The sequence below is a fragment of the Agromyces sp. NPDC058484 genome, assembly GCF_042720415.1.
In the GTDB taxonomy this organism is placed as follows: Bacteria; Actinomycetota; Actinomycetes; order Actinomycetales; family Microbacteriaceae; genus Agromyces.
In genome coordinates this window covers 1-26151 of sequence record NZ_JBHXMP010000018.1, presented here as the reverse complement: position 1 = coordinate 26151, position 26151 = coordinate 1, and the positions used below count along the sequence as shown (strand labels likewise).

Below are 26151 nucleotides of genomic sequence, written 5' to 3'. Positions count from 1 at the left end.
GCCCGCCGGTCTCTGAGCCCGTCGAAGGGCCGCGTTCCCTGAGTTCGTCGAAGGGATCCGGCGCGCTTCGACGATCTCAGCGAGCCATGCTACGCGTACATGATCCGAGCGCCGTGCACGGGACCGTGCACGTGCACGGCGTTCAGGCGTGCCGCGGAGAGCGCGATCTGCAGCTGGAGCGCCGAGTCGGCGTCGTCGGCGAGGAACGCGACGGTCGGCCCCGAACCCGAGACGATCCCGGCGATCGCACCGTGCGCCTCGCCGAGCTCGAGGATGCCGGCGAGTCCGGGCGCGAGGCCGAGCGCGGCCGATTGGAGGTCGTTGTGGAGGGCATCGGCGAGGCGCCGCGGGTCGCCCGCGCGGAGCGCCTGGAGCACCGCGGCGTCGACCACGGGCGGCGAGTCGACGGCGTCGAGCCGTGGCACCTCGCCGCGCCGGCGATCGAGCTCGCGGTACACGCCGGGCGTCGAGAGCCCGAACTCGGCGAGCGCGAGCACCCAGTGGAACGACCCCGTCGCGAGCGCGGGGCTCAGCCGGTCGCCGCGACCGGTGCCGATCGCGGTGCCGCCCGACAGCGCGAACGGCACGTCGGCGCCGAGCTTCGCCGCGAGGGCATGCAGCTGCTCCTTGGCGAGCACGGTGCCCCACATCGCGTCGCAGGCCACGAGGGTGGCCGCGGCATCCGCGGAACCACCGCCCATGCCTCCGGCGATCGGCACGTGCTTCTCGATCTCGAGGTGCACGCCGCCCGGTACCCCCGCGGTGCGGGCGAGCAGCTTCGCCGCCCGGATCGCGAGGTTCGAGGCATCCGTCGGCAGGCCCGACGTGTCGACGCTTCCGCTGAACGTGACGCTGAACTCGTCGTCGGGCCACGCCTTGACCTCTTCGTACAGCGACACCGCCTGGTAGGCGGTGGCGACGTCGTGGTACCCGTCGGGTTGCACCTCGCCGACGCGCATGAGGAGGTTGATCTTGCCGGGCGCTCGAACGTGCACTGCCTCGTCCGTCGCCGCGATCGTCATGCTGTCACGCTATCCCACGGGCACGGCGGAACCCCGTCAACCGACCGTCCGCAGCCACCCGCGCATGCTGGCCTTGACGTCGGCGAGCCGCGAGCCGTCGGGCATCCTCCCCCAGGTGAGTCCGATCGACGAGCGGCCGTTCGCGAGCGGGCTGACCGAGGCGAGCACGAACTCGCCGCCGTCGAGCGGGAACCTCGCGGTGGGATGCTTCGCGGTGAGGTTCAGGGCGAGCGGCTCGGCGTCGAGCTCGGCCCCCACGACGTCGGCCAGCGCCTGCAGCGCATCGGCAGTGCCGAGGTCGACCGTGCGACTGACGCTCGCCTCGAACGTGCCGTCCTGCCGCTGACCCGGCCGGCGGATGCCGCGGGCCTGCTCGAATCCGACGGTGATGCCCTGCGCCCACCAGCCGTCGACGCCGTGCTCGCCGACGAGCCAGGACGCGATCTGCCTGTGCTTCCACGCCCCGGCGCCCGCTTCGTCGAGCAGGGCGAACCACTCGTCACGGCCCCTGCCCGTCGCGGCGAGGACCGCCTCGTCGCCGACACCCTCGGCATTGCTCCCGACCGGCACGTCCATGTGACCACGGTAGTGCGGGCGCGGATGCCGCGGAAGGGCGATCCGTGCGCCGTCACGCCTCGATCGGGGCGGCCGCCACCCGCGCGATGGCGAGGAAGTCATCGACCTGCAACTGCTCGCCGCGCGCCTGGGGGTCGACGCCCGCGCGCTCGAGCGCGGCCGCCGCCGCCGCCGTGCCGCCGAGCACGCCCGAGAGCGATTGTCGCAGCATCTTGCGACGCTGCCCGAACGCGGCGTCGACGAGCGCGAACGTCGCCTGTCGTTCGGCCTCGGTGCCGGGTTCGTCGTCACGCTCGAACCCGACGAGCACGGAGTCCACGTTCGGCACCGGCCAGAACACCATGCGCGAGACGTGGCCCGCCGTGCGCCAGGTGCCGTACCACGCCGCTTTCACGCTCGGTGCGCCGTACACCTTCGAGCCGGGCTCCGCCGCGAGCCGATGACCGACCTCTGCCTGCACCATGACGATGCCCGACCGGATGGACGGCATGTGCTCCAACAGGTGCAGAAGCACCGGCACCGACACGTTGTACGGAAGGTTCGCGACCAGTCGCACCGGCTCGCCCGGCAGCTCGGTCACACGCAGGGCGTCGGCGTGCACGACCGTGAGCGAGGTGCCGGGCTGCATGACGCGCACGGTGTGCGGCAGCTGCTCGGCGAGCCGCCCGTCGATCTCGACGGCGATGACGGATGCCCCGGCCTCGAGCAGCCCGAGGGTGAGCGAGCCGAGCCCGGGGCCGATCTCGAGCACCGTCTCGCCGCGCTGCACGCCGGCGATCTGCACGATGCGGCGCACGGTGTTGGCGTCGTGCACGAAGTTCTGCCCGAGCTTCTTCGTGGGCGTGACGTCGAGGAGCTGGGCGAGGTCGCGGATCTCGGCCGGCCCGAGGAGGCGCGGTGCGCTCTCGGGGCCCTCGGCCGCATGGCGATGCGCGTTCATCGCCGGCCCCCTGCAGACTCCGGTGCCCCCGACACGGGCTCATCATGCCACGGTCCGTACACCGACCGCGTGTTCGACGCGACCTGTTCGCAGAGTTCGTCGAGGTCGGCGCCCAGCACCTCGGCCATGAAGCGCATCGTGTGCGGCACGAGGTACGGCGCATTCGGCCGGCCGCGCAGGGGCGCCGGCGTGAGGTACGGGGCATCCGTCTCGACCAGGATGCGATCGTGCGGCGCGATTCGCAGCGCCTCACGGAGGTTCTCGGCGTTCTTGAACGTGACGTTCCCCGCGAACGAGAGGTACCACCCCGCGTCGCTCGCGAGTCGCGCCAGTTCCTCGCCGCCCGAGAAGCAGTGGAACACCGTGCGCTCGGGCGCGCCCACGCGCCGCAGCGTCGCGAGCACGTCGTCGTGCGCGTCGCGATCGTGGATCTGCAGCGCCAGCCCATGCCGGCTCGCGATCTCGATGTGCGCCTCGAACGAGCGGAACTGCGCGCCTCGACCTCCCTCGCCGGTGCGGTAGAAGTCGAGGCCGGTCTCGCCGACGGCCCGCACCCGCGGCCGCGCCGCGAGCTCGTCGATCACGGCGAGCGCATCGTCGAGCCTGCCGGCGGCCTCGAGCAGGGGCGCCTCGTTCGGGTGCAGCGCGACCGCGGCGAGCAGGCGCTGTTCGCGCTCGGCGACCTCGGCCGACCACCGCGACGTCGCGACATCCGTGCCCACCTGCACGGCGCCGAGGACGCCGACGGATGCCGCGCGCTCGAGGTGCTCGTGCACGGACATGCCGACGGTCCCCGAGCCCGACGGAGTCCCTGAGCCGGCCGAAGGGGGGCCATCGGCGATCTCGAGGTGCGTGTGGTTGTCGTACACGCCGACGGCGAGCGGCTCGGGCGGCGGCGGGTACTGCCTGGTCCCCGAGCCTGTCGAAGGGTCGGTGCGGGAACGCAGGTGCTCGCTCACCGCCCGTCGCTCACTCGGATACCTCGACGCGCGGGAACAGCGCCTCGAGCGGCGCGACCTGCGTGCCGACCGCCCACTCGTTCGCGCGGTCGATGGGCTGCCCCTGCACGGTGCCGGGGGCGCCGAGCGCCGTCCACAGCTTCGCCGTCGCCTTGGGCAGCACCGGCGAGAGCAGCACGGCGAGCGTGCCGAGGCCGTGGTACGCGGTGGCGAGCACCGTCTCGAGGCGGGCGCGCTGGTGCGGGTCCTTCGCGAGCGTCCAGGGCTCCTCCACCGTGAGATACCCGTTCAGGGCGTCGACCAGCTCCCACGCGGCCGCGATCGACTCGTGGATCGCGAGACGATCGACGGCCGACCACGCGGCATCCGTCGCACGCTGCTCGATCGCCGCGATCTCGTGGTCGGCGGCCGACCGCTCGGAGGCCGTCGGCACCTCGCCGCCGCAGTACCGCATGATCATGGCGACGACGCGCGAGGAGAGGTTGCCGAAGCCGTTCGCGAGCTCGGCCTGATAGCGGGCGGCCAGGTCTTCCCATGAGAACGAGCCGTCCTGGCCGAAGTGGATCGCCGACATGAAGTAGAAGCGGAACGCGTCGGAGCCGAACGTCTCGGTGATCTGCTCGGGCGCGATGCCCGTGAGCTTCGACTTCGACATCTTCTCGCCGCCGACGAGGAGCCATCCGTGGCCGAACACGCCCTTCGGCACGTCCAGGCCCGCGGCCATCAACATGGCAGGCCAGATCACGGCATGGAAGCGCAGGATGTCCTTTCCGACGACGTGCTGGGCAGGCCAGCGGCGGGCGAACTCGGCGTCGTCCTGCCCGTAGCCGACGGCGGTGATGTAGTTGAGCAGTGCGTCGAACCACACGTAGACCACGTGCGACTCGTCCCACGGCACCTTGACGCCCCAGTCGAACGTCGACCGCGAGATGGAGAGGTCGGCGAGGCCTCGCTTCACGAAGGAGACGACCTCATTTCGCGCCGACTCGGGCTGCACGAACTCGGGCAGCTCCTCATAGAGCGCCAGCAGCTTGTCGGCGAACGCCGACATGCGGAAGAAGTAGTTCTTCTCGTGCAGCAACTCGACGGGCTTCGAGTGGATCGCGCAGACGAACTGCCCCTCGTATTCCCCGCTGCCCGGCACGAGCTCGGCCTGCTGCTTGTACTCCTCGCAACCGACGCAGTAGTAGCCCTCGTACTCGCCCGTGTAGATGTGGCCGTCGTCGTAGAGCTTCTGCAGGAACTTCTGGACGTTCAGCTCGTGGCGCTCATCGGTCGTGCGGATGAAGTCGTCGTTCACGACATCGATGGTCGCGAGCAGCGGCTTCCACGCCTCGGCGACGAGCTTGTCGGCCCACTCCTTCGGGGTCACGTCGTTCGCCGTCGCGGTGCGGAGGATCTTCTGGCCGTGCTCGTCGGTGCCCGTGAGCATCCACGTGTCCCTGCCCGCCTGACGGTGCCAGCGCGCGAGCACATCGGCAGCCACCTCGGTGTAGGCGTGCCCGATGTGGGGCACGTCGTTGACGTAGAAAATGGGCGTGGTGATATAGAACGAGGAGGCGTCGGCCATGCGGTCAATCCTACGGGCGAGCGGATGCCGCTTCGTCCGTGTTGCGGCCGCGCCCGGTCATGCCTCCCGCTCGTGCTCCTCCCGGTGCCGGCGGCGCACGCTGCCGTCGCCGATCGCGGGCGGCACCGCCTCCTCCACGTCCACGTGCGCGTGCGGCGTCGGCACGCCGAGCGTGACGTCCTGCTCCTTGATATCGGGTTCCTTCACCCGCTGGCCCGGGTAGTCGACGACGCGGAGCCCGAGCACGATCTTGCCGGGCGCCTCGCGCTTGTCGAGCGCGCGGTACGCGTCGGCGACCGACTCGAGTGAGAACACGTCTGCGATCGGCAGGCGGATGCGTCGGGCGGCCGCGAGGGCCGCGACCCGTCCGAGCGCGACGACGTCGCCGGGGTAGATCTTCGCGACGCCGTGCGTGTCGACGGCCTCCCAGTCGAGCACCGTGAGGATGCGCGACTGCGGCACTCCGAGGGCGAGGGCTTCCGGCACCTCGCCGCCCAGGAAGTCGAGGAACGCGGTGATCGGGTGCGACGACAGAACGCGCACCCTGTCGGCCAACCCAGGGCCGTACGAGGTCGGGAGCACCCCGAACTGGCGCAGGAAATCGAAGCGCGCCTCTGCGCTCGTGCCGATGACGGTCGCACCCCTCATGCGTGCGAACTGCGCGGCGAGGCATCCGACGCCGCCCGCGGCCGCGGTGATCACCACCACGTCGGCAGGGCCGAGTCCGAGCCCCTCGACCGCGGTCCACGCCATCGTGCCGGCCGTGTGCAGCGATCCGGCGACCTCCCACGAGAGCGCCGGCGGTCGGGACAGCAGGTTGGCCTCCGGGACCGCGACGTGGGTCGCCTGGGCGCCGCGCTCGACGAACCCCATGACCTCGTCGCCGCGCGAGAAGCGGGACGTGCCCGGACCCGTCGCGATGACCACACCGGCGAGATCGTGGCCTTGCGCGGCGGGGAACTCGACCGGCCAGCGTTCGGGATGCTCGCCGCGCCGCATCGCGCTCTCGACAGGGTTGAGCCCTGTGGCGAACACCTCGACGAGCACCTCGCCCTCACCCGGTTCGGGCGTCGGCACCTCGACGACTTCGAGCACCTCGGGCCCGCCGAAACCGGAGTACCGGACCGCATGCGCCATGGGGCACCTCCACCGTTGAGCGGTACTGCACCGTTGTTCGATACCGCCATTGTCCCGCACCCGGGAGCGAACCGACAGGGCGGCGGCGACTACCCGGTGCTCCGGGAGGCCAGCGCGGATTCGTAGAGGTCGCGCTTGCCGAGGCTGAGCTAACGGGTGCTCCGGGAGGCCAGCGCCGATTCGTAGAGGTCGCGCTTGCCGAGGCCGGTCTCGGCGGCCACGATCGCCGCGGCGTCCTTCAGCCGGGTTCCGGATGCCGCGAGCCCGAGCACGCGGTCGAGGGCGGTCGCGGCATCCGCCCGCTCCTCCTCGGCGCCGCCGACGACCACGCAGATCTCGCCGCGCACTCCCCCTGCCGCCCACACGGCGAGCTCGGCGAGCCCGCCACGGCGCACCTCCTCGTGGAGCTTCGTGAGCTCGCGGCACACCGCGGCGGGCCGCTCGGCGCCGAACGCCTCGGCGAGCGCCTCGAGGCTCGCGGCGAGGCGCGACGGGCCCTCGAAGAACACGAGCGTGCGGCGATCGCCCGCGAGCTCGGCGAGTCGGCGGGCGCGCTCGCCCGCCTTGCGCGGCAGGAAGCCCTCGAACGCGAACCGGTCGGTCGGCAGGCCCGACACGGCGAGCGCGGTGATCACCGCCGACGGCCCGGGAATCGCGGTCACGTCGACGCCCGCCGCCGCCGCGGCCTGCACGAGGGGGAATCCCGGGTCGGAGACGGTCGGCATGCCCGCGTCGCTCAGCACGAGGAGGTCGCCGTCGCGGGCGAGCTCGACGAGCTCGGCCGCCTTCTGTCGCTCGTTGTGCTCGTGCAGGGCGATGAGCCGCGGCCGGTTCTCGACGCCGAGTCCCGCGAGCAGGCGCTGCGTCACCCGGGTGTCCTCGGATGCCACGACGGCGGCCTGCTCGAGTGCCTCGCGGAGTCGGGCCGACGCGTCGCCGAGGTTGCCGATGGGCGTCGCCGCGAGGATGATCATGGCTCCAGTGTGTCGCATCCGCGGAAACGCCGGTCGACTGGCCGGACTGCCGATTACTCTGGGGCACATGGGTGTTGTGACCGACGCGGCCGGTGCGCACCCCGCGGCATCCGACGACCAGCACGTCGAACCCTCGCCCGAGCCCCGCGGCACGCGCCTCGACGCATGGTGGGCGCGCATGCTCGCCACTCCGCGCAGGCGCGCGCTCTGGTACTGGGGCGGCCCGATCCTCGTGACGCTCCTCGCCGGGGTACTGCGGTTCTGGAATCTCGGGCAGCCCGACACGATCGTCTTCGACGAGACGTACTACGTGAAGGACGCCTGGACACTCCTCCAGAACGGCTACGAATCGGCCTGGCCCGAGGGTGCGGATGAGGACTTCGCGCGCGGTGACACGGGCATCTTCCTCGACGATCCCGCCTACGTGGTGCATCCGCCGCTCGGCAAGTGGATGATCGCGCTCGGCATGGCCGCCTTCGGCGCTGGCGACGCATTCTGGTGGCGCGCGTCGACGGCACTCGCCGGCACGCTCGCGGTGTTCCTCCTCGCCCTCGTGGCACGCCGGCTCTGGCCCTCGACGATCGTCGCGGTCATCGCGGCACTGCTCCTCGCCGTCGACGGCAACGCGATCGTGATGTCGCGCGTGGCGCTGCTCGACAACTGGGTCATGTTCTTCGCCCTGCTCGGGTTCTGGTTCATGCTGCTCGACCGATCGCACGCGAAGCGCGTGCTCGAGGAGCGGCTCGACGAGGCCCGGGCCGGCGGGCGGGATCCGCACTACGGGCCGGCGATCTGGACACGGCCGTGGGTCGTCGCCGCGGGCGCCGCGCTCGGGGCCGCCTGCGCGGTGAAGTGGTCGGGCGCATGGTTCCTCGCGGCATTCGGTCTCTACCTCGTCGTGGTCGACGCCCTCGCGCGTCGGCGGGCCGGCGTACCGTTCTGGCTCACCGGTTCGGTGCTGAAGCAGGGCCCCGTGACCTTCCTCCTCCTCGTCCCGGTGGCCGCGGCCGTGTACCTGGCCTCGTGGACGGGCTGGCTCGTCTCCGACGGCGGGTACTACCGGCACTGGGCCGACGAGGCCGCGAACCAGGCGAGCGGGTGGCTCGCATGGGTGCCGCACTCGCTGCAGAGCCTGTGGCACTACCACCAGTCCGCGTACACGTACCACATCGGCGTGCACGGCGAGCACCCCTCGCAGGCGAACCCCCTGACCTGGCTGATCATGTTCAAGCCGACGAACATCTACTTCCGCGCCGTCGAAGACGGATCGGGCGGATGCGGCGCCGACACGTGCTGGGAATCGATCATCGGCATCGGCAACCCGCTCATCTGGTGGGCGGCGGCCGCGGCATCCGTCTATCTCGTCTACCGGCTCGCGCGGTACCGGGAGTGGCAGGCCGGCGCGATCCTGCTCGGCCTGGCGGCCGGTTACCTGCCGTGGCTCATGTACCTCGACCGCACCATCTTCCAGTTCTATTCGATCGCGTTCCAGCCCTACACGATGCTCGCCCTGGCGGCCGTGATCGCGCTCATCCTCGGGCGTCGCGACGACGTGAGGTGGCGACGCCAGCGCGGGATCGCGACCGTCGCGGTCTTCCTGGGCTTCGTGGTGCTCGTGTCGGTGTTCTACTACCCGATCTGGACGGGGATCCCGGTCACGCCCGAGTTCCGGCAGCTGCATTTCTGGGCGCCGAGCTGGGTCACCTGAGCGACCGCGGGGTAGCCTGACATCGTGCCTCGCATCACCGTGAACGCGGCCGAACTGCACGTCGAGGTCGGGGGCGAGGGCGTTCCCATCCTCGGACTCCACGGCACGCCCAGTTCCGCCGTCATGTGGGAGCCCGCGGCGGCAGAACTCGCCCGCCACGGCCGCTGCATCACCTACGACCGGCGCGGATTCCTCCGGAGCCCGACCGAACCGGCGGCCGTGCCCGTCGACCTCCGCGACCACGTCGACGATGCCCTCGCCCTGCTCGATGCGCTCGACGCCGTCCCGGCGATCGTGATCGGGCGCAGCACCGGGGGCCTCATCGCGCTCGAGCTCGCCATCCGTGAACCGCGCGCCGTGCGCGCCCTCGTGCTGCTCGAACCCGCCGTGTTCACGCTCGACGACGCGGACCGAGCCTGGGCCGACGCCCTGCGCCACCGCGTGCTCGACGCGGAAGCACGCGACCCGTCCATCGTCGCCGAGACGGTCATCCGCGATGCGCTCGGCGATGCGACCTGGAACGCGTTGCCGGCGGCGCTGCGGGAGATGTTCGCCGGAACGAACGACGGCACGCGCGCGGAGCTGCACGGTGCCGGCATGGACCTCAGTGCCCGGCCGCGGACATTCGACGCAGCGGAGCTCGCAGCACTCGCCACGCCCACCCTCATCGTCGCCGCGACCGACTCGCCCGAGCCGCTCCGCCGCGGCACTGCGCGACTCGCCGAGCTGATCCCGTCGGCCGAGTTCGCCCGTGTCCCGGGCGGCCATCTCATCGATCCCGCCGGCGAGGCGGTGCTCGATTTCGTCGATCGCCACATCACCGGAGGCACGCGCGCCGTCGGCTAGCGTTGAACGATGCGTGAACGGATGCCGGGACTCGTCGTCGCGGCATCCGCGGCCCTCGTCTCGTGGCTCGTGCACCTCGCGGTTCCGGCCGTGCCGATCCTCACCGCGGCGGTCGCGCTCGGCATCGTCGTGGGGCAGGTGCCGGCGCTGCGGCCCGCGCTCACCGGCTCGCTCGCGCCGGGGCTGCGGTTCTCGGCGCGGAGCCTCCTGCGTCTCGGCATCGTGCTCCTCGGCCTGAAGCTCAGCCTCGTCGACATCGCCGGGCTCGGCTGGATCTCGATCGCGACCACCGTCGCGGTCGTGGTGCTGACGTTCGCGGGCACGATCGGGCTCGGCCGCGCCCTCGGCCTTCCCGGGCACCAGCCGGTGCTCGTCGCGAGCGGGTTCGCGATCTGCGGCGCATCCGCGATCGGGGCGATGGCGTCGACGGTGCGCGCGGAGGAGGAGGAGCAGGCGGTGCCGATCGCGCTCGTCACCCTGTGCGGCACGCTCGCGATCGCGGTGCTGCCCGCGCTGTGGCATCCGCTCGGCCTCGGGGCCACTGGATTCGGGCACTGGGTCGGAGCCGGGGTGCACGACGTCGGCCAGGTCGTTGCCACCGCCCAGCTCGCAGGGTCGGCGGCGCTCGCGGTCGCGGTCGTGGTGAAGCTCACCCGCGTGCTCATGCTCGCGCCGATGGTCGCGATCACGGCCGCGGTCGAGCGCCGGCGCGCGACCCCGCCGTCGGGGCCGCCGCCGGCGATCGTGCCGCTGTTCATCGCAGGGTTCGTGGCCGCGATGCTCCTGAACACCTTCGTGCCGCTGCCCGAGTGGCTGCTGACCGGGGCCGACGTCGTGCAGACGGCGCTCCTCGCGACGGCGCTGTTCGCGCTCGGCGCGTCGATCCGGTTCGCGGAGCTCGCGACCACGGGCTGGCGTGCGCTCGTCGTCGGCCTCACGTCATGGGTGCTCGTCGCGGCGCTCGCGTACGGCGCCGTGCTGCTCGGATGAGTGCTGGGTCGACTCAGCCCACCAGGATGACGACCTTGCCGCGCACCGCGCCCGACTCGAGACGCGCGACGGCGTCGGCGGCACGCTCGAACGGGAACACCTCGTCGACGACCGGTGCGACCTCGCCCGCCTCGATGCGGCGGGTGAGCTCGGCGAGATCGTCGCCGTTCCGCCTGGCGGCGAGCGACCTGAGGTGCTGCGACACGAACGGCGACGCAACGGAAGCCCGGACGATGCGGCCGATCGGCCCGAAGACCTTGCCGCCCTTCCCCGACGAGAGCACGAGCGTGCCTCGCGGAGCGAGTGCGCGGCGGACGCGATCGAGCGGGTGATCGGCGACCAGGTCGAAGATCACGTCGTAGCGGGGCCCGCCGGCCGTGAAATCCTCGGTCGTGTAGTCGATGACCTGGTCGGCGCCGATCGCGCGCACGTGGTCGGCCTTCGCGGCGCGGCAGACGCCGGTCACCTCGGCGCCCATCGCCTTGGCGAGCTGCACGGCGAACCCGCCCACGCCGCCCGACGCGCCGTTCACGAGCACGTGCTGCCCCGGCACCACTCCGGCGAGCCTCAGCCCCTGCAGCGCGGTGGTGCCCGACACGGGGACTGCCGCGGCGTGGATCACGTCGACGGTGGCCGGCCGCAGCGCCACGAACCGCTCCTGCACCGCGACGAGCTCGGCATAACCGCCTTGGTCGGACTCGGCGTAGACGGCATCGCCGACGCGGAACCGCGTCACGGCCGCACCGACGGCCTCGACCTCGCCCGCGACATCCCGACCGAGGATCGGCTGCTTCGGATGTCGCAGCCCGAACGCGAGGCGCACGGCCCGCGGCTCTCCGCGCATCACCAGGGCGTCGCCGGCGCTCACGCCGACGGCGCGCACGCGGACGAGCACCTCGTCGTCACCGGGCACGGGCGCGCCGACCTCGGCGACCGAGAGCACCTCGGGACCGCCGTAGCGGTGCGCCACGATCGCCCTCACGACGCCGGCTCCGTCATGCGACCGGATGCCGCGGGCCTCGACGGCCCGGCACGATGCTCGGCCGGCGCCATCGTCACGACGACGCTGCCGCCCTTGTGCCCGCAGTCGACGATCCGATGGCCCGCCGCGATCTGCTCGAGCGGCAGCACCCGCTCGATCGGCGGACGGAGGCCACCGGCGGCGGCGAGCGTGCCGAGCTCCTCGAGGTCGGGCAGCTTCTCGGCGTCCTTCCGGAGGCCCGTGAACATGATGACGGCGCGGCGGCTGCCGAGCTTCGAGGTGAGCTGCTGGAACATGATCGCCCACGAGGGCACCGTCGTGAGGAATGAGCCGCCGGCCAGGAGCGCACGCCGGCATCGGCGGAACGTGCTCTTTCCGACGGCGTCGAAGATCACGTCGTACTCGCCGCGCGCCTGCGTGAAGTCCTCGCGCGTGTAGTCGATCACGCGGTCGGCGCCGAGCCGCCCGATCAGCTCGACGTGCGTGGGACCGCAGACCGCGGTGACCTCCGCTCCGAGGTGCTTCGCAAGCTGCACGGCGGCGGCGCCGACGCTTCCGGAGGCGCCGTTCACGAGCACCCGGTCGCCCGGTCGGACGTGCCCGGCGTCGCGCAGGAAGGGCAACGCGGTAAGGGCGCCGTCGCAGATCGCCGCGGCATCCGCCATTCCCACCTCGTCGGGAAGCCGCACGACGGCACCCGACTCGGCGACGAGGACGTGCTCGGCGTGGGCGCCGAGGTCGATGCCCGTGGCACCGAACGCCCGGTCGCCCACCGCGAACCGGGTGACGCCCGGGCCGACCGCGTCGACCACACCCGCGAACTCGGAGCCGAGCACGTGGCGCTTCGGCGCTCGGAGCCCGAAGGCGAGGCGGGCGAACCAGGGCGTGCCCGATCGCGCGGCGCTGTCGGACGAGCCGACCACCGCGGCGTGCACGCGGACGCGCACCTGTCCCTCGCCGGGCACCGGCTCAGGCCGCTCGGAGACGGCGACCACCTCAGGCGGTCCGTACCGCTCGTAGGCTGCGACTCTCATGATGCTGCTCCCTCCTCGACCGGCGGCGCGTCGGGGTACTGGAAGACGTCGTCGAGCGGGACCCCGAAGATCCGCGCGATCTGGAAGGCCATCTCGAGCGAGGGCGAGTAGCGCCCCTGCTCGATGGCGATGACGGTCTGACGGGTCACGCCGATGCGTTCGGCGAGGTCGGCCTGGGTCATCTCGCCGTTGCGGAAGCGCAGCGAGCGGATGTCGTTCGTGACGCGGGTCGGTTTCACCACGACGGAACCCCACGCCGGTAGGCGATGAGCTTCGTGACGCTCGACAGTATCGCCGAGAGCACGAAGCAGAGGTAGATCACGTTGGCGATCCAGAAGTAGCCGCCCTCGAACAGCGCGAGCACGAGCGCGACGAGCGCGCCGATCACGACGAATGCGCCGCCGACGCGCTCACCGAGCCGGTCGATCTCCCGGTCGCGCACGTCGCCGCGGGTGTTCCCGCTGGGGACCACGATCTCGACGAGGATGCGCAGCACGATGGATGCGACGATCGCCGCGCCGATGATCCAGAGCATCGCCGGCACGTAGTCGATCTCGTCGACCGGCACACCGCCGAGCAACTGGGGCAGGACGAGGGACAGGTACACGGCGGACCCGGTGACCGCGACGACGAGGTAGACCCAGGTGCCCTTCTCTTCATACGACATGCCGGCGCCCACTCCCGTGTAAAGAAAACCTGACATTCCCAAGGTAAAACACCTTTGACCATGTGTCAAGCATTCTTTACACGTTGATCACCACGGCCCACGGATGCCGCGAGGCCATGGTCAGGCTCGGTGCACCTCGGCGAAGTGCTCGACGACGGGGAACGGCTGGTAGAAGCCATGCAGCAGCGCGCGCCAGCGGTCGTACTCGGGCGAGCCCCGGAAGCCGACCGCGTGCGCCTCGACGCTCTCCCAGTGCACGAGCAGCAGATACTCGTTCGGAGTCTCGACCGACCGCGACAGCCGCAGGTCGATGAACCCGGGCATGCCGGCGATGATGGCCTTCGCCTCCGCGAACGCGGCTTCGAAGTCGGCCTCGAGGCCGGGCATGACAGGGAGGATCGCGTGTTCGAGGATCATCCGCCCACCGTACCGGCGCGCCGTCGCGGCATCCGCGTGGCAGGCGATCGCCGGGGAATGGCAGCTGAAGCGACCGGGCCCGCCCGAACGGCGAGTCATCATGAGGACATGGACTTCGACGACACCGCCGCCCTCATCGTGATCGACGTGCAGCAGGGCTTCGACGACCCGGCATGGGGTGAGCGCGACAACCCCGACGCCGAGGCGAACATCGGGCGCCTGATCACCGCATGGTCGGATGCCTCGCGGCCGATCGTGCTCGTGCGCCACGACTCCCGCTCCCCCGGGTCGTCGCTCGCACCCGACGCGCCGGGAAACGCCCTGAAAGACGTGGCGGCGGATGCCCCGCACGACCTGTTCGTGACCAAGCAGGTGAACTCGGCGTTCTACGGGGAGCCCGACCTGCACGCGTGGCTCGCGGCCCGCGGCATCCGTCAGCTCGTGATCTGCGGCATCCAGACGAACATGTGCGTCGAGACCACGGCGCGCATGGGTGGCAACCTCGGCTACGACGTCACTGTGTCGCTCGACGCGACGCACACGTTCGACCTCGAGGGCCCGGGCGGCCTGCGCCTCACCGCCGCGGAGCTCGCGCGGGCGACCGCCGTGAACCTCGCCGGCGGCGGCTTCGCGCGGGTCGCGACGACCGACGACGTGCTCGGCGACTGATTGCCTCGGGTTACGCCCGCGGTGCGACATCCGCTCGGCGCTCGATAGCGTGATCCCCATGGCAGACCGCGAATTCGGCTTCAAGACCCGCGCCATCCACGCGGGCAACATCCCCGACCCGGTGACGGGCGCCCGTGCGCTCCCGATCTACCAGTCGACCGCGTTCGTCTTCGACGACACGGCGGATGCCGCGGCCCGATTCGCCCTGCAGAAGTACGGCAACATCTACTCGCGCCTGGCGAACCCCACGGTCGCGAGCTTCGAGGAGCGCGTCGCGAGCCTCGAGGGCGGACTCGGTGCGGTCGCCACGGCGAGCGGGCTGAGCGCCCAGTACATCACCTTCGCGAGCCTCGCCGGATCGGGCGACCACATCGTCGCGTCGGCGAACCTCTACGGCGGTTCGATCACCCAGCTGGATGTCACGCTCCGCCGCTTCGGCATCGAGACCACGTTCGTGCGCTCGGCCGACCCCGCCGACTACGCCGCCGCCATCACCGACAAGACGAAGGCGGTCTTCGTGGAGACGATCGCGAACCCCTCGGGCGAGATCGCCGACCTCGAGGGGCTCGCGGACGTCGCGCGCGCCCACGGCATCCCCTTCATCGTCGACTCGACGATCCCGACGCCCTATCTCAACCGCCCGATCGAGTGGGGCGCCGACATCGTGACGCACTCGGCGACGAAGTTCCTGGGCGGACACGGCACGACCCTCGGCGGCGTGGTCGTCGAGTCGGGCCGCTTCGACTGGCACACCGACACGTTCCCGCTCTTCGGGCAGCCCGTGCCGAGCTACGGGGGCCTGCAGTGGTCGGGCAACTTCGGCGAGTACGCGTTCCTCACGCGCCTGCGCGCCGAGCAGCTGCGCGACATCGGCCCCGCGCTCGCGCCGCACTCCGCGTTCCTCCTCGCGCAGGGCGTCGAGACACTGCCGTACCGTATCCAGGCGCACGTCGACAACGCGCGTGCGGTCGCCGAGTGGCTCGAGGCCGATCCCCGCGTCGAGCACGTGTGGTGGGCCGGGCTGCCGAACCACCCGCATCACGACCGCGCCCTGAAGTACCTGCCGAAGGGGCCCGGCTCGGTGTTCAGCTTCGAGGTGAAGGGCGGCCGTGCGGTCGGCCAGGCGCTCATCGAGAACGTGAACCTCGCGTCGCACCTCGCCAACATCGGCGACGCGAAGACCCTGATCATCCACCCGGCGTCGACCACGCACGCGCAGCTCACCGAGCAGCAGCTCGTCGACGCGGGCGTGCTGCCGGGGGTCGTGCGGATCAGCGTGGGCATCGAAGACGTTGAAGACATCATCGACGATCTCGACCAGGCCTTGACGGCCGCGACTGGAGGAGCACGATGAGCACGGTGACGGATGCCACGGCGGATGCCGCGACGGATGTCGCGGCCACGACGGATGCCGCGGCATCCGTCGACCTCGAGACCGTGCGCCTCGTCAACGGCCTCTCGTGCGAGCTGCCGGCGAGCTCGCCGCTCGCGAAGCTGCTGAAGTCGCAGCGCACGTGGACGGGCCCCGATGCGAAGCAGCGCCTGCGCATCCTGAACGCCGCGAAGTCGGTCGCGATCGTCGGCGCCTCGCCGAACACGGCGCGCTCGAGCTACTTCGTGGGCACCTACCTGCAGCAGTCGAGCGACTACCGCCTCTACTTCGTGAACCCGAACGCGTCCGAGATCCTCGGCGAGCCCGCGTACGCGAGCCTCACCGACCTGCCCGAGGTGCCAGACATCGTCGTGGTGTTCCGCAAGGGGAGCGACATCCCGCAGGTCGTCGACGAGGTCGTCGCATCCGGCGCGACCACGATCTGGGTGCAGCTCGGCATCTGGAACCAGGATGCCGCGTACTACGGCGAGGAGCAGGGCCTCACCGTCGTCATGGACCGGTGCATCAAGGTCGAACACGCCCGGTTCCACGGCGGACTGCACCTGCTCGGCTTCGACACGGGCCAGATCACGGCGCGCAAGACGGTGCGCTGAGCTTCCGGGCGTCTCAGCCCGGTCCGGCGCACGATCCTGCGACGTGACGCCGGATGCGTGCGCGAGCCGACGCGTAGCCTTGGGGTGTGACAGCGTTCGTCTCAGCCCTCGATCTCTTCTCGATCGGGATCGGCCCGTCGAGTTCGCACACCGTCGGCCCGATGCGGGCGGCTCGTGCGTTCGCGGAGCGACTCGTTGACGACGGCGTGCTCGAACGCGTCACCCGCATCACGTGCTCGCTGTACGGGTCGCTCGGCGCGACCGGGCTCGGGCACGGCACGCCCGACGCGGTCATCGCGGGGCTCGCCGGCCTGAAGCCCGACGACTGCGACCCCGATGCGGTGCGCGGGGCGTGGACCCGGCTCGGCGCCGAGGGCGACGAGGTGAGGGTCGCCGGCCGGCATCCGATCACGATGACGCAGGCCGACCTCAGCCTCGAGCCGCGCACGCGGCTTCCCGGCCACCCGAACGCGCTCACCCTCCAGGCATGGGGCGAGGGCGACGCGCTTCCCATCGCCGAGGAGACCTACTACTCCGTGGGCGGCGGGTTCGTCCGCCGCGACGGCGACGCGCCGCAGGAGGCCGAGGCGCTGCGGCATCCGCTCCCCTACGACACCGCCGACGAACTGCTCGCGCTCTGCGACGAGCACGGCGTCTCGCTCTGCGACGTCTCGCGCCAGAACGAGGTCGCGGTGCACGGCGAGGCGGGCATCGACGCCGGACTCGACGCCATCTGGGCGGCGATGGCGGAGTGCGTCGCGCACGGTCTCGCGACCGAGGGAACGCTCCCGGGCGGGCTCGGCGTGAGGCGCCGCGCGCCCGAGGTGCGCCGCCGCCTCGAGGAGCACGACCGCGACGAGGCGGCGCACACGGGGGCGTCCGGCCGCGACACCTCCACCGAGTGGTTGCACGCGTTCGCGCTGGCCGTCAACGAGGAGAACGCCTCGGGCGGTCGCGTCGTCACGGCGCCGACCAACGGAGCCGCGGGCATCATCCCGGCGGTGGGCCACTACTACCTGCGGTTCGTTCCGGGGGCGGATGCCGCGGGCATCCGCAGTTACCTGCTCACCGCCGCGGCGATCGCGAGCCTCGTGAAGAAGAACGCGTCGATCTCTGGTGCCGAGGGCGGGTGCCAGGCCGAGGTCGGGTCGGCGTGCGCGATGGCCGCCGGAGCGCTCTGCGCGGTGATCGGCGGCACGCCGCGCCAGATCGAGAACGCCGCCGAGATCGCGATGGAGCACCATCTCGGCCTCACCTGCGACCCGGTCGCCGGGCTCGTGCAGGTGCCGTGCATCGAGCGCAACGCGATCGCGTCGTCGACCGCGGTCTCGGCCGCACGGCTCGCCCTGCACGGCGACGGCACGCACCTCGTCTCGCTCGACACCGTGATCGAGACGATGCGCCAGACCGGCATCGACATGATGACGAAGTACAAGGAGACGAGCGAGGGCGGCCTCGCGGTCAACGTCATCGAGTGCTGAGCGGCACCGGCACCCGGGCCGCGGCGCCGCCCGAGCCGCCCGCCCGGCCCCGGAGCCGATTTCAGCAGGCGCAGGCGATGCCCGGGTCCACGACCGGCCCGCCGGCGAGGCCGGCCGGCGCGACGTTCGTGAGCGCGTCGGCCGGCGACTGCGCGAGCCCCTCGGCCGTCTCGTAGACGAAGCCCTCGCGTACCCAGTACTCGAATCCGCCGAGCATCTCCTTCACGGGGTGGCCGAGGAGCGCGAACTCGAGGGCCGCGCGCGTGGCGCCGTTGCATCCGGGACCCCAGCAGTACACGACGACCGGCGTGCCCGCCGGGATCCGCTCCGCGGCCTCAGCCGCGATGCGCCGCCCGGGCAGGTGGATCGCTCCCGGCACGCGCCCCTGCGCCCACGCCGCGTCGCTGCGCGTGTCGACGAGCACGAAGCCGGGCTCGGGGCCGGCGAGGGCGGCGGCGACATCCGACACGTCAGACTCGACGGCGAGACGACCGCGGAAGTGCGCGGCGGCCTCCGCCGGCGCTGCGACGTGCTCGAAGAGGGCGGATGCCGCAGGCGTCGGTGTCTCGTTCATGCCATCACCCTCGCACCGCTGCGATCGCGGGCGCCCGGGATTTCCCGCCGTCGTGCCGCGACATCCGGCCAGACGTCACTCCGGGGCGAAGAACGCCGTGACCGCCGAGGCGAGCGCGACGAGGTCGTCGACATGGGCGAGCTCGCGCGCCGAGTGCATCGAGAGCAGCGGCGTGCCGACGTCGACCGTGCGGATGCCGAGGCGCGTCGCCGAGAGCGGGCCGATGGTCGTTCCGCACGGGACGGCGTTGTTCGACACGAACGGCTGCACGGCGACGCCTGCCTGCCCGCAGCTGCGCGCCCACAGTGCCGACCCCACCGCGTCGCTCGCGTAGCGCTGGTTCGCGTTCAGCTTCAGGAGCGGGCCGCCGCCGAGCACCGGCCGGTTCGCGGGGTCGTGGCGCTCGGGGTAGTTCGGGTGCGCGGCGTGACCGGTGTCGGACGACACCAGCCAGGAGTCCGCGACGGCGCGGCGACGAGCGGTGGCGTCGGCGTCGAGCCCGGCGGAGACCCTCGCGAGGACGTCCTCGAGGAACGGGCCGCTCGCTCCCGAGCGCGACCCCGAGCCGATCTCCTCGTGGTCGAAGGCCGCGAGCGCGCTCACGTGCGGCGCGTCGTCGGGTGCGGCGAGCAGTGCGACGAGTCCCGCGTACACCGACGTGAGGTTGTCCATGCGGCCCGCGGCGAAGAACGCGTCGCGCTCGCCGAACCGCGCCGGCGGCTGGGTGTCGGCGAGCAGCAGGTCGTGTCCGTCGATCTCCGCGGGGTCGGCGAGGCCCGCGAGTTCGGCGACACGCGCGAGCAGGTCGGCGGCCGGGGCATCCGCCGCCGTGCCCCAGATGGGCTGCAGGTGCCGCTGCTTGTCGAGGGTGAGGCTCTTGGTCACGTCACGGTCGAGGTGGATCGCGAGCTGCGGGATCCGGAGCATCGGTCCTGTGCGCACGAGGTGCTCGATGCCGTCTCGGGTCACGACGCGCCCGGCGAGCTCGAGTTCGCGATCGAGCCACGAGTTCAGGAGCGGGCCGCCGTACACCTCCACTCCGGCCTGCAACAGCCCCTCGGCGCTCGTCGACCGCCCGGGCTTCAGCTTGAAGGACGGCGAGTCGGTGTGCGCACCGAGGATGCGGAACGGGGTGGCCGCCGTCGCGGAATCGGGCTGCACCCAGGCGATGACCGCCCCGTCCCGCACGACGACGCGCCGGCCCGCACCGGTCGGCCACTCGTCGCGCTCGTCGAGGCGCTCGAATCCGGCCTCCTCGAGTCGCGCCGCGACCGCGGCGGCCGCGTGGTACGAGGAGGGCGAGGCGCGGATGAAGTCGGCGAAGTCGGCGACGTAGGCGTCACGGTCGAGGGCAGGCATCCTCCCATCCAACACCCGGATGCCGGGCTACGCGAACCGCACGACCGCCTGCAGGCGCGACCTCACCTCCATCACCTCGGTGCCGCCGAGGTGGGCCGAGCCGGGCAGCCCCTCGCGCACCGCGCTGGCGAGCCGGGAGCTGCGCACGAGGGCGACCACGGCGCCGCGGATGCTGCCCCCGACCTCGAGCGGCTCCGCCGCGTACTCGTCGGGCACCACGATCACCAGTGCGGTCGGCTTCACACGGGCCGCCCGCCCGATGGCCTTCGCGCGGGCCGCGAGCGCGCGGAACGGGCGTTCGCCGCCGAGCGCCTCCCCCACGAGCTCGCCGCGCTTCAACGCCACGGGGCCGCCCCAGTCCTCCGACTGGATCGCGAACAGGCCCGTCGGCCCGAGCACGAGGTGGTCGAGCTTCGGCGGCAGGCCGGGGCCTGCGGCATCCGTCGCCAGGTCGTGCCACACGGTATAGGCGATGCCGAGGGTGGCGAGTGCGCGAGCGGTCGCCTCCTCGGCGAGCGCGTCGGCGAGGATGTGGCGGATGTCGCGCGGCGCGCGGCGCACGAGCGCCGGGTCGTACGGGTCGGCCAAGGTGACGCCGCGACCGGCCCACTCGCGGATGCGGTCGAGGTACCGCTCACGGGAGAGCCCGCCCGGGTGCCCGTACGAGCGGGCGAGCGGACGCGAGTCGCGGCGCGGCCGTGGCGCGGCGGGGGCCCACGCCTCTCGGGTCGGGGCCGGCACGCTGCCACGGATGCCGCGGTCGAACGCCGCCCGCGCCTCGGGCGTGCCGACGAGCAGCCACGCGCGCTGGACCGCATGGAAGCGCGCGGGGTCGCCGCCGGTGTCGGGGTGGGCGGTGCGGAGGGCTCGGCGGTACGCGAGTCGCAGCGCTGCGGCGTCCGCGTCGGAGGAAACGCCGAGCACCTCGTACGGAGAGTCGGAGAGCGGACTGTCGGGCATGGGCTCGCTTTCGATGTGCGACCACGAGACTACCCCGGCCGCCTCGGTGGCCGCCGAGTCCGGGTCGTGGCGCTCCGGGTGCCTCGTGCCGCCGTTCACCCGACGGGGCGCAGCATCCCGTCGTCGATGAGGGTGCGCACGGCGGGCAGGAGGTCGGCTGTGAGCGCGACCTCGTCGACGTCCAGGAGCTCAGCGAGCGCGGCGACGATGGCGCCGATCAAGAGCTCGCCGTCGCAGGCGCCGACGAGCGCCGCGAGCCCAGTGTCGAGGCGGATCGCCCGTCCGAATCCACCGCCTTGGCGCAGCAGCATCTCGGTGGGATGCTCGGCGCCGGGCCAGTAGTGCCGCTCCTCGGTCACGTCGCCGGCGACCGCGAGTCGTGCCGCCGCGAGTTCGGCGTCGCTCCATCCGGCCTGCCGGTCGTGCGCGGCGAGGCACGCCGCCAGATGGTCGCCGAGTCCGTCGGCGTCGGTGCCGAGCGGGCCGTGCAGCCGCTCGACGCGCGCGAGGCGCGGCGCAACCGCCGCGAGCTCCGACGCGGTCCGGCGCAACAGCACGTAGCCGAACCCGATCTCGCGCACACCGCGACGCTCGAAGTCGTCGAGCCATGCGTCGTAGAGACGGTCGAACTCGGCGGTGCCCGAGCGGGTGCCGCCGTCGCGGATCCACGTCTCGGCGTACTCGGTGACGCGCTGCACCTCGCGCTCGATGATCCAGTGCTCGAGCGGCCCGGCCCACGCGCGCACGCGGTCGAGCCCGTCGCCGCCCTCGCGGTATTCCCAGTTGCCGAGCAGCTGGGCGACGCCGCCGGGTTCGAGGTGCGCCGCTGCGCCGCGCATCACCGCCTCGACGACCGCGTCGCCGACGAGGCCGCCGTCACGGTACTCGTACTCGGGCACATCCGACGCGCGCGGGGTGATCACGAACGGCGGATTCGACACGATGCGGTCGAAGCGCTCGCCCGCGACCGGCTCGAAGAGGCTCCCGAGGCGGAACTCGACGCCCTCGATGTCGTTGAGCCCGACGTTCAGCCGGGCGATCGCGAGCGCCCGCTCCGAGATGTCGGTTGCGACCACCTCTCGGGCGAACCGCGACGCGTGCATCGCCTGGATGCCGCAACCCGTGCCGAGGTCGAGCACGCGCGCCGCCGGCGTCGGCAGCATGAGCCCCGACAGCGTCATCGACGCACCGCCGACCCCGAGCACGTGCTGCTCGCCGAGCGCATGACCCAGTGCGAGCTCGCCGAGATCGGAGACGATCCACCAATGACCCTCGCCTCGCGCGTCGGCGAAGCCGTACGGGCGCAGGTCGAGCAGGGCGCGCACGGATGCCGCGGCGGCGCGCTCGCCCGCGGCGGCGGGCCCCAGGAGCCCGAGCTCGGCTGCACCGTCGACGCCCAGCCGCCGAAGCGCGTGCGCGGCCTCCTCGCGGGGCACGGGCAGGCCGAGCACGAAGAGCTCCGCGAGCGTCGCGAGACCTGCGGATGCCACGTGCCCGCGTCGGCGGGCGTCGAGCACGCGGCGCGCCGGCACGCGTTCGCCGCGATGCAGCGCGGACGCGGCATCCGCCCCCCAGAGCGCCTCGAGCGCGTCGACCGTGAACCCGGCCGCCTCGAGATCGGCCCGGAGCAGCCCGAGCAGTTCGGAGGCTCGGGGGCCGGCGGGCGATCGTGCGGGTTCGGTGCTCACCGCACCATTCAACTGCACGACTCAGGGCTCGGCACACGAACGTCACCCCGCCGTCATCCGGGCGACATGTCGGCATGCGAGCCTTGCGTCGCAGGGTGCGCGTAGCGTTGGCTACGATCGAGGAAAGCGAGGGGAGGTCGCAGTTGACTGACGCAACCGCGCTCGAGCGCCTGCGACAAGACGCACGCGACGAGCTCGCCGCGCTCATCGAGTTGCGCTGCCGTCTCGGCGAAGATCCATGGGTGTTCCTGCCCGACCTGCCCTCGGTCGACGAGCAGGTCGTCGCCACACTGCGTGAAGAACGTCTGCACTCCGATCGCTGGAGCCCGGCTCGCGCGCGGGCCTATCATCCGACGGCGCGCGACGGCGACGCCGCCCGCTTCGAGTACGACCTGTTGCGCGAGATCGCACTCGACCATCCCGACCTCAGTGTCGCGGTGTGGTCGGTGCTCGACCGGGTTCCGTCTCCCTGGTGAGGCGCTGCACGCGCACCCAGGTGATGAACCCGAAGATCGTGAACGCCCCGTAGAAGACGTACAGCATCGCGGACGCGTAGTAGCCCGCGCTGATGAGCAACGGCACGCCGACGATGTCGACGGCGACCCAGATGAGCCAGAACTCGGTCCACCCCTTCGCCATGCCCCACGTCGCGAGCAGGGATCCCATGAAGATCCACGCATCGGCCCAGACCGGCTCGAACGAGCCGAGCGAGCGGAAGACCGGCGTGAGCACGAGGGTGCCGCCGACGAGGGCGACGCCGAGGAGGATCCGCGCCCTGGCGCTCGCCCACCGCGGCTCGACGGCCGTCTCGCTCACGTGCCGGTGCTGCGACCATCGCACCCAGCCGTAGATCGAGACGGCGATGAACATGAGCTGCCGGCCCGCCTGACCGAGCAGGTTGACCGGGTTCGGGGTGCCGAACACCGCGCCGAGGAACACGGTGAACAGCAGCGCGTTGCCCACGATGCCGACGGGCCACGCCCACACCTTCCGGCGCATGCCGCCGACCGCGCTCGCGAGGCCGAAGGCGTTGCCGACGATCTCGCGCCAGAGGATCACCTGGTCGCCGATCACGAGCTCGGCATCGAAGAGCCACTCGACGGGGTTCATGGGGCGCGCGCCTCGACGCGCGCGCGGCTCCGCCGCATGATGAGCCACGCGACGCCGCGCCACCCGATGAGGAGGATCGCGAGCGTCACTGCCGCGACGATGACGAAGGCCACGGCGGTGCCCTGCCCGCTCACGAGGCGCAGCAGCATGCCCACGACCACGCTGCTCGCCCACATCACCACGCCGGTCGGCCACACGGCGAGCGGATGCCGCCAGGCCCGCGTCGCGAGCCAGCCGACGCCGAGGCCGGCGAGGAACGGCCACGCCGTTCCCAGCACGCCGGCCGGGTCGAGCCCCTCGGCGTGACTGCGGCGCCCGATGACCGCGAAGGCGACCACGAGCACCGCATCGAGTAGGAGGGCGCCGACGACGGTCTTCCAGTTGCGCCCGCGATCGGTCATGCGACCATCGTACGGAACGGCACGGCGGTCGCCCCGTCCCCGCGGCGACGACCCGGCGGTGTCACGTCCCCTCGGCGAGCCCCTCGAGCTCGCGGGCGCCGTGCACAGGCAGCGCGCACACGAAGGATCGGCACCGGTATGCCGTCGGGGTGTCCGACTGTGCGACGCGGGCCTCGAAGAGCTCGAATCCCGCCGCCGCGAAGTCGCGGGCCTGCCGCTCGGTCACGATGGTCGCCACGGATGCCGCATGCCGACGCGTCGCGGCGAGCAGGTCGTCGTGCGCCGGGTCGGCCTCGCGCCCATCGGGCAGCACGGTGACGAGCTGAACGAGCGGCGCGTCGAGCCGCGCCATGAGCTCGAGCGCCCCGCCGAAGGCGAGTGGGCGCAGGGTGGCGATGCCCGCGACGGACTCCATCGTGCGCTCGGCGAGCGCTCGGTACCGAGCCCCCGCGCCGAGCGCGAAGAGGCGCCACGAGGCATCCGCGCAGGCCGTCATTCCCGACTGGGTCGCGCCCTCCGCGGGGTCGGGGCGCATCGCCAGGCCTCGCGCCGCCAGCACCGGGTCGGCGCCCGCCGGAGCCGCGAACGGCACGACGGCATCACCTGCGGCCGCCGTCGACGCCGCGTCGATGAGCGACCGCGCGGCGACCGCGTACGACACCTCGCCGCTCGCCGCGGCCAGTTCGAGCAACCCGACGGCCAGCATGCCCGAGTCCTCGAGCGTCGCCGCCGCGCTCGACACCTCGCCGTCCAGCGACGCGCGCACGAGTGTGCCATCGTCGAGGCGGTGAACGGCGAGCAGGAAGTCGGCGGCTCGCCGGGCCGCTTCGACCGCGACCGGATCGCCGAGCACGAACCCCGCGCGGGCGAGGGCCCCGATCGCGAGTCCGTTCCACCCCGTGAGCACCTTCTCGTCCAGGGCGGGCGGCTCGAGCGCGGCGCGGCCGGCGGCGTCGAGGCGGTAGTACCCGCCCTCGCTCCGCTCACCGGCGATGACGCTCTCGGAGTCCTGCGCGCTCGCGAACCCGCCCCGCTCGAGCTGCATCCGCCCGATGAGGAAGTCGATCACGCCGTCGGCGATCGGCGCCAGGAACCCGGGCGGTTCGCCGGTGCGGGCGAGCTCGGCCGCGACGCCGAGGAGGAGCGCGTTGTCGGTGAGCATGCGCTCGTAGTGCGGATCGCTCCAGTCGGCGCGGGTCGCATAGCGGAAGAATCCGCCCTCGACCGGGTCGCGAAGCGGGGAGGCGCTCATGAGTCGGAGCGCGCGCATGGCGAGCTCTCGTCCCGGATCTCCGGATGCAGCGAGGAATCCGAGCACCGGTGCGACCGGGAACTTCGGGGCGCGCCCGAATCCGCCGTGCACGCGATCCTCGTCGGCCGCGAGAGCGGCGACGACAGTGGCGAGCCGGGCGCGGTCGGGCAGCGGCCCGGCGGTGTCGGTGGCGGATGCCGCGTCCAGTGCGCCGGCGACGGCGCTCGCGGTCTCGTCGAGATCGTTCCGCCGTTCGCGCCATGCTTCGTCGACCGCGGCGAGCACTTCGACGAACGCCGGCATGCCCCTGACCGGCTGCGGGGGAAAGTACGTCCCCGCGTAGAAGGTGCGTCCCCCGGGAGTGGCGAACACGGTCAGCGGCCAGCCGAGTTCGCGCGTGAAGGCGGATGCCGCGGCGAGATAGCTCGCGTCGACGTCGGGATGCTCTTCGCGGTCCACCTTGATCGCGACGAACCTGTCGTTCAGGATCCGTGCGATCGCCGGATCGCTGAAGCTCTCGCGCGCCATGACGTGGCACCAGTGGCACGTCGCGTAGCCGATGGACACGAGCACGGGCACGTCACGTTCCCGCGCGACGGCGAACGCCTCCTCGCCCCATGGGAACCAGTCGACGGGGTTGCCCGCGTGCGCGCGCAGATATGGACTCAGCGCATCGGCGAGGCGGTTCCCCATCCGTCCACCCTAGGCCCCGCTTAACCAAAGAGAGCCGCCCAACCTTGGGCGGCTCTCTTCGAATGAATGTCCGGCGGTGTCCTACTCTCCCACAGGGTCGCCCCTGCAGTACCATCGGCGCTGCGAGTCTTAGCTTCCGGGTTCGGAATGTGTCCG

Annotated in this window: 27 protein-coding genes and 1 rRNA gene; 8 read left to right on the top strand and 20 right to left on the bottom strand. The window is 72.1% G+C overall.

All coding sequences use genetic code 11. The annotated features are described in order from the left end of the window. Positions 1–89 precede the first annotated feature (89 nt). The 7 genes from ACFWN7_RS14300 to rsmI all read right to left on the bottom strand — a co-directional run bounded on the left by ACFWN7_RS14300 (position 90) and on the right by rsmI (position 7178). Positions 90–1022 (bottom strand): 4-(cytidine 5'-diphospho)-2-C-methyl-D-erythritol kinase, encoded by a 933-nt coding sequence (locus tag ACFWN7_RS14300; RefSeq protein WP_376939494.1) that lies wholly within the window; start codon positions 1020–1022, stop codon positions 90–92. 36 nt (positions 1023–1058) lie between these two features. Further along, on the bottom strand, positions 1059–1598 hold the full coding sequence (locus tag ACFWN7_RS14295; RefSeq protein ID WP_376939493.1) for a DUF4287 domain-containing protein: 540 nt from the start codon (positions 1596–1598) through the stop codon (positions 1059–1061). Positions 1599–1650: 52 nt separating this feature from the next. Further along, the gene (gene rsmA, locus ACFWN7_RS14290; protein ID WP_376939492.1) at positions 1651–2538 is read right to left on the bottom strand and encodes a 16S rRNA (adenine(1518)-N(6)/adenine(1519)-N(6))-dimethyltransferase RsmA; all 888 of its coding nucleotides are present in this window, start codon (positions 2536–2538) and stop codon (positions 1651–1653) included. Beyond that, positions 2535–3497, bottom strand: a complete 963-nt coding sequence (locus ACFWN7_RS14285; protein ID WP_376939491.1) for a TatD family hydrolase — start codon at positions 3495–3497, stop codon at positions 2535–2537. Before ACFWN7_RS14285 ends, rsmA begins: the two co-directional genes overlap by 4 nt. Before the next feature lie 10 nt (positions 3498–3507). Next, a complete protein-coding gene (metG, locus tag ACFWN7_RS14280) occupies positions 3508–5067 on the bottom strand; it encodes a methionine--tRNA ligase (protein WP_376939490.1) in 1560 nt (519 codons plus the stop codon). Between the two features lie 57 nt (positions 5068–5124). After that, positions 5125–6204, bottom strand: a complete 1080-nt coding sequence (locus tag ACFWN7_RS14275) for an NADP-dependent oxidoreductase (RefSeq protein WP_376939489.1) — start codon at positions 6202–6204, stop codon at positions 5125–5127. A gap of 149 nt (positions 6205–6353) precedes the next feature. Further along, a complete protein-coding gene (rsmI, locus tag ACFWN7_RS14270) occupies positions 6354–7178 on the bottom strand; it encodes a 16S rRNA (cytidine(1402)-2'-O)-methyltransferase (RefSeq protein WP_376939488.1) in 825 nt (274 codons plus the stop codon). 67 nt (positions 7179–7245) lie between these two features. Here rsmI and ACFWN7_RS14265 point away from each other — a divergent pair, with 67 nt between their 5' ends. The 3 genes from ACFWN7_RS14265 to ACFWN7_RS14255 are packed head-to-tail and all read left to right on the top strand — an operon-like array spanning position 7246 to position 10722. Continuing rightward, positions 7246–8886: a dolichyl-phosphate-mannose--protein mannosyltransferase gene (locus tag ACFWN7_RS14265; protein ID WP_376939487.1), complete on the top strand. Its 1641-nt coding sequence runs from the start codon at positions 7246–7248 to the stop codon at positions 8884–8886. Positions 8887–8910: 24 nt separating this feature from the next. Continuing rightward, positions 8911–9732, top strand: a complete 822-nt coding sequence (locus tag ACFWN7_RS14260) for an alpha/beta fold hydrolase (RefSeq protein WP_376939486.1) — start codon at positions 8911–8913, stop codon at positions 9730–9732. A gap of 9 nt (positions 9733–9741) precedes the next feature. Next, positions 9742–10722: a YeiH family protein gene (locus tag ACFWN7_RS14255; RefSeq protein WP_376939485.1), complete on the top strand. Its 981-nt coding sequence runs from the start codon at positions 9742–9744 to the stop codon at positions 10720–10722. Positions 10723–10735: 13 nt separating this feature from the next. On the opposite strand, the gene ACFWN7_RS14250 is transcribed toward ACFWN7_RS14255, so the two are convergent. The 5 genes from ACFWN7_RS14250 to ACFWN7_RS14230 all read right to left on the bottom strand — a co-directional run bounded on the left by ACFWN7_RS14250 (position 10736) and on the right by ACFWN7_RS14230 (position 13822). Then, positions 10736–11704 carry an NAD(P)-dependent alcohol dehydrogenase gene (locus ACFWN7_RS14250; protein WP_376939484.1) on the bottom strand — a complete coding sequence of 323 codons (969 nt, stop codon included), beginning with the start codon at positions 11702–11704 and terminating at the stop codon, positions 10736–10738. Then, positions 11701–12738 (bottom strand): NAD(P)-dependent alcohol dehydrogenase, encoded by a 1038-nt coding sequence (locus ACFWN7_RS14245; RefSeq protein ID WP_376939483.1) that lies wholly within the window; start codon positions 12736–12738, stop codon positions 11701–11703. Before ACFWN7_RS14245 ends, ACFWN7_RS14250 begins: the two co-directional genes overlap by 4 nt. After that, complete coding sequence (locus ACFWN7_RS14240) at positions 12735–12980, bottom strand: helix-turn-helix transcriptional regulator (protein ID WP_376939482.1); 246 nt, start codon at positions 12978–12980, stop codon at positions 12735–12737. Before ACFWN7_RS14240 ends, ACFWN7_RS14245 begins: the two co-directional genes overlap by 4 nt. Further along, positions 12974–13441, bottom strand: a complete 468-nt coding sequence (locus tag ACFWN7_RS14235; protein ID WP_376939481.1) for a hypothetical protein — start codon at positions 13439–13441, stop codon at positions 12974–12976. Before ACFWN7_RS14235 ends, ACFWN7_RS14240 begins: the two co-directional genes overlap by 7 nt. An 84-nt stretch (positions 13442–13525) precedes the next feature. Continuing rightward, complete coding sequence (locus ACFWN7_RS14230) at positions 13526–13822, bottom strand: antibiotic biosynthesis monooxygenase family protein (protein WP_376939480.1); 297 nt, start codon at positions 13820–13822, stop codon at positions 13526–13528. Positions 13823–13930: 108 nt separating this feature from the next. On the opposite strand from ACFWN7_RS14230, the gene ACFWN7_RS14225 reads away from it, so the two are divergent. The 4 genes from ACFWN7_RS14225 (at position 13931) to ACFWN7_RS14210 (ending at position 17958) form a co-directional block, all read left to right on the top strand. Beyond that, positions 13931–14491 (top strand): cysteine hydrolase family protein, encoded by a 561-nt coding sequence (locus ACFWN7_RS14225; protein WP_376939479.1) that lies wholly within the window; start codon positions 13931–13933, stop codon positions 14489–14491. Between the two features lie 58 nt (positions 14492–14549). After that, entirely contained in the window at positions 14550–15845 is a 1296-nt protein-coding gene (locus ACFWN7_RS14220; RefSeq protein WP_376939478.1) for an O-acetylhomoserine aminocarboxypropyltransferase/cysteine synthase family protein, read from the top strand. A gap of 140 nt (positions 15846–15985) precedes the next feature. Next, on the top strand, positions 15986–16477 hold the full coding sequence (locus ACFWN7_RS14215) for a CoA-binding protein (RefSeq protein WP_376939562.1): 492 nt from the start codon (positions 15986–15988) through the stop codon (positions 16475–16477). A gap of 86 nt (positions 16478–16563) precedes the next feature. Beyond that, positions 16564–17958 (top strand): L-serine ammonia-lyase, encoded by a 1395-nt coding sequence (locus ACFWN7_RS14210; RefSeq protein WP_376939477.1) that lies wholly within the window; start codon positions 16564–16566, stop codon positions 17956–17958. A 61-nt stretch (positions 17959–18019) separates the two neighbouring features. Here the strand turns inward: ACFWN7_RS14210 and ACFWN7_RS14205 are convergent, their stop codons facing one another. From ACFWN7_RS14205 to ACFWN7_RS14190, 4 genes are all read right to left on the bottom strand, one after another. Then, positions 18020–18532: a rhodanese-like domain-containing protein gene (locus ACFWN7_RS14205; protein ID WP_376939476.1), complete on the bottom strand. Its 513-nt coding sequence runs from the start codon at positions 18530–18532 to the stop codon at positions 18020–18022. A gap of 75 nt (positions 18533–18607) precedes the next feature. Further along, the gene (locus tag ACFWN7_RS14200; protein ID WP_376939475.1) at positions 18608–19891 is read right to left on the bottom strand and encodes a M18 family aminopeptidase; all 1284 of its coding nucleotides are present in this window, start codon (positions 19889–19891) and stop codon (positions 18608–18610) included. 27 nt (positions 19892–19918) lie between these two features. After that, a complete protein-coding gene (locus tag ACFWN7_RS14195) occupies positions 19919–20851 on the bottom strand; it encodes a DnaJ domain-containing protein (RefSeq protein WP_376939474.1) in 933 nt (310 codons plus the stop codon). 95 nt (positions 20852–20946) lie between these two features. Further along, positions 20947–22539 carry a methyltransferase gene (locus ACFWN7_RS14190; protein WP_376939473.1) on the bottom strand — a complete coding sequence of 531 codons (1593 nt, stop codon included), beginning with the start codon at positions 22537–22539 and terminating at the stop codon, positions 20947–20949. A gap of 143 nt (positions 22540–22682) precedes the next feature. Between ACFWN7_RS14190 and ACFWN7_RS14185 the strand changes: the two genes are divergently transcribed. Continuing rightward, positions 22683–23015, top strand: a complete 333-nt coding sequence (locus tag ACFWN7_RS14185; RefSeq protein WP_376939472.1) for a hypothetical protein — start codon at positions 22683–22685, stop codon at positions 23013–23015. Here the strand turns inward: ACFWN7_RS14185 and pnuC are convergent. The 4 genes from pnuC to rrf form a co-directional block, all read right to left on the bottom strand. Further along, positions 22966–23649 (bottom strand): nicotinamide riboside transporter PnuC, encoded by a 684-nt coding sequence (pnuC, locus tag ACFWN7_RS14180; RefSeq protein ID WP_376939471.1) that lies wholly within the window; start codon positions 23647–23649, stop codon positions 22966–22968. The genes ACFWN7_RS14185 and pnuC overlap by 50 nt on opposite strands. Continuing rightward, positions 23646–24050, bottom strand: a complete 405-nt coding sequence (locus ACFWN7_RS14175; protein ID WP_376939470.1) for a DUF3054 domain-containing protein — start codon at positions 24048–24050, stop codon at positions 23646–23648. The genes pnuC and ACFWN7_RS14175 overlap by 4 nt, the downstream gene beginning before the upstream one ends. Before the next feature lie 61 nt (positions 24051–24111). Continuing rightward, on the bottom strand, positions 24112–25995 hold the full coding sequence (locus tag ACFWN7_RS14170) for a thioredoxin domain-containing protein (RefSeq protein ID WP_376939469.1): 1884 nt from the start codon (positions 25993–25995) through the stop codon (positions 24112–24114). Positions 25996–26063: 68 nt separating this feature from the next. Then, positions 26064–26151 (bottom strand): 5S ribosomal RNA (rrf, locus tag ACFWN7_RS14165); the annotation flags it as partial.

Excerpts from the sequence above, each read along its gene's own strand:
- ACFWN7_RS14295 (WP_376939493.1), bottom strand. The coding sequence starts at position 1,598 with ATGGACGTGCCGGTCGGGAGCAATGCCGAGGGTGTCGGCGACGAGGCG.
- rsmA (WP_376939492.1), bottom strand. The coding sequence starts at position 2,538 with ATGAACGCGCATCGCCATGCGGCCGAGGGCCCCGAGAGCGCACCGCGC.
- ACFWN7_RS14200 (WP_376939475.1), bottom strand. The coding sequence starts at position 19,891 with ATGCCTGCCCTCGACCGTGACGCCTACGTCGCCGACTTCGCCGACTTC.
- ACFWN7_RS14170 (WP_376939469.1), bottom strand. The coding sequence starts at position 25,995 with ATGGGGAACCGCCTCGCCGATGCGCTGAGTCCATATCTGCGCGCGCAC.
- rsmI (WP_376939488.1), bottom strand. The coding sequence starts at position 7,178 with ATGATCATCCTCGCGGCGACGCCCATCGGCAACCTCGGCGACGCGTCG.
- ACFWN7_RS14225 (WP_376939479.1), top strand. The coding sequence starts at position 13,931 with ATGGACTTCGACGACACCGCCGCCCTCATCGTGATCGACGTGCAGCAG.
- ACFWN7_RS14265 (WP_376939487.1), top strand. The coding sequence starts at position 7,246 with ATGGGTGTTGTGACCGACGCGGCCGGTGCGCACCCCGCGGCATCCGAC.
- ACFWN7_RS14275 (WP_376939489.1), bottom strand. The coding sequence starts at position 6,204 with ATGGCGCATGCGGTCCGGTACTCCGGTTTCGGCGGGCCCGAGGTGCTC.
- ACFWN7_RS14300 (WP_376939494.1), bottom strand. The coding sequence starts at position 1,022 with ATGACGATCGCGGCGACGGACGAGGCAGTGCACGTTCGAGCGCCCGGC.
- ACFWN7_RS14230 (WP_376939480.1), bottom strand. The coding sequence starts at position 13,822 with ATGATCCTCGAACACGCGATCCTCCCTGTCATGCCCGGCCTCGAGGCC.
- ACFWN7_RS14235 (WP_376939481.1), bottom strand. The coding sequence starts at position 13,441 with ATGTCAGGTTTTCTTTACACGGGAGTGGGCGCCGGCATGTCGTATGAA.
- ACFWN7_RS14195 (WP_376939474.1), bottom strand. The coding sequence starts at position 20,851 with ATGCCCGACAGTCCGCTCTCCGACTCTCCGTACGAGGTGCTCGGCGTT.
- pnuC (WP_376939471.1), bottom strand. The coding sequence starts at position 23,649 with ATGAACCCCGTCGAGTGGCTCTTCGATGCCGAGCTCGTGATCGGCGAC.
- ACFWN7_RS14220 (WP_376939478.1), top strand. The coding sequence starts at position 14,550 with ATGGCAGACCGCGAATTCGGCTTCAAGACCCGCGCCATCCACGCGGGC.
- ACFWN7_RS14205 (WP_376939476.1), bottom strand. The coding sequence starts at position 18,532 with ATGAACGAGACACCGACGCCTGCGGCATCCGCCCTCTTCGAGCACGTC.
- ACFWN7_RS14175 (WP_376939470.1), bottom strand. The coding sequence starts at position 24,050 with ATGACCGATCGCGGGCGCAACTGGAAGACCGTCGTCGGCGCCCTCCTA.
- ACFWN7_RS14245 (WP_376939483.1), bottom strand. The coding sequence starts at position 12,738 with ATGAGAGTCGCAGCCTACGAGCGGTACGGACCGCCTGAGGTGGTCGCC.
- metG (WP_376939490.1), bottom strand. The coding sequence starts at position 5,067 with ATGGCCGACGCCTCCTCGTTCTATATCACCACGCCCATTTTCTACGTC.
- ACFWN7_RS14255 (WP_376939485.1), top strand. The coding sequence starts at position 9,742 with ATGCGTGAACGGATGCCGGGACTCGTCGTCGCGGCATCCGCGGCCCTC.